Consider the following 1,562-nt stretch of genomic DNA (forward strand, 5'->3'; position numbering starts at 1 on the left):
TGGAAGGCGTAGGTCGGCAGGTCGACGCGGGCGGCGCCGGTGCCGTCGAACACGGCGTCCCAGTCGATCCGTACGCCGCGGACGTGCAGCGCGGCGAGCGCGGCGACGACGGCGACGTCCTCGGAGCCCTCGCCGTGCAGCACGGGCACGGTGACGGTCCCGTCGGCGGGCAGCGAGTCCTGGGCCATGGCCGACAGCACGCCGCCGGGGCCGATCTCGACGAAGGTGACGGCGCCGCGGCCGGCGAGGGTGGTGACGGCGTCGGCGAACCGGACGGGTTCGCGGACGTGGCGCACCCAGTACCCGGGGTCGCACAGCTCGTCGGCACCGGCGAGGTCACCGGTCAGGGAGGAGACCACGGGCACCGCCGGGGCCTCCGGGGACAGGCCGGCGACCACGGAGCGGAACTCGGCGAGCATCGGCTCCATCAGCGGCGAGTGGAACGCGTGGCTGACCCTCAGCCTGCTGGTCCGTCGCCCGCCCTCGGCGAGCGCCGCCGCGACGGCGTCGACGCCGTCCTGCGAGCCGGACACGACGACGGCCGACGGGCCGTTGACCGCGGCGATCGCGACGTCGTCGCGGGTGAGCAGAGCGGCGACCTCGTCCTCGGTCGCCTCGACGGCGACCATCGCGCCGCCGGCGGGCAGCGCCTGCATCAGGGTGCCGCGGGCGGCGACCAGCCGCGCGGCGTCGGCGAGGGTGAACACCCCCGCCACGTGGGCGGCGGCGATCTCGCCGACGGAGTGGCCGGCGACGAGGTCGGGGGCGACGCCCCAGGACTCCAGCAGCCGGTACAGCGCGACCTCCAGCGCGAACAGCGCCGGTTGGGTGGCGCCGGTCGCGTCCAGTGCGGCCCCGGCGCTGTCACCGTGGCCCCAGACGACCGCACGCAGGTCGGAGCCCAGCTCGGCGTCCAGCGCGGACAGTGCGGCGTCGAAGGCGTCGGCGAAGGCCGGGTACCGGGCGTGCAGCTCGCGGCCCATGCCGAGGCGCTGCGAGCCCTGCCCGGAGAACAGGAACGCGGTACGGCCGGTCGCGGTGGTGCCGGTGACGACGGCCGGGTCGGCCTCGCCCGCGGCGAGCGCCGCCAGGCCGCGCAGGGTCTGCTCCGCCCCGGTGCCGACGACGACCGCGCGCTGATCGAGGGCGGCGCGGGTGCGCAGCAGGGACCAGCCGACGTCGGCGGGGTCGATCGCGGGATCGATCGCGGGGTCGACGGCGTGGCCGTCGCGGACGTGGGTGAGCAGGCGGGCGGCCTGGTCGCGCAGCGCGTCGGCGGAGGCGCCCGACAGCGCCCACGGCACGGCGGGCAGCTCCCGGCCACCGACGGTGGCGGTGGTCGGCGTCGGCTCCGGCTGCTCGACGATGACGTGGGCGTTGGTGCCGCTGATGCCGAACGACGACACGCCCGCCCGGCGGGGGCGCCCGGTCTCGGGCCACGGCGTCGGCTCGGTGAGCAGCGCGACCGTGCCGTCGGACCAGTCCACGTGCGAGGACGGCGCGTCCACGTGCAACGTGCGCGGCACCGTCCCGTGCCGCATCGCCAGCACCATCTTGATCAC

1 protein-coding gene is annotated in these 1,562 nt (G+C 76.8%); it reads right to left on the reverse strand.

All coding sequences use genetic code 11. The annotated features are described in order from the left end of the window. The coding region (locus GTW08_RS23205) for an acyltransferase domain-containing protein (RefSeq protein ID WP_237454100.1) at positions 1-1,541 on the reverse strand (1,541 nt) is incomplete at its 3' end. Positions 1,542-1,562 lie beyond the last annotated feature (21 nt).

It is taken from the genome of Pseudonocardia sp. SID8383 (assembly GCF_009864975.1).
GTDB lineage: Bacteria > Actinomycetota > Actinomycetes > Mycobacteriales > Pseudonocardiaceae > Pseudonocardia > Pseudonocardia alni.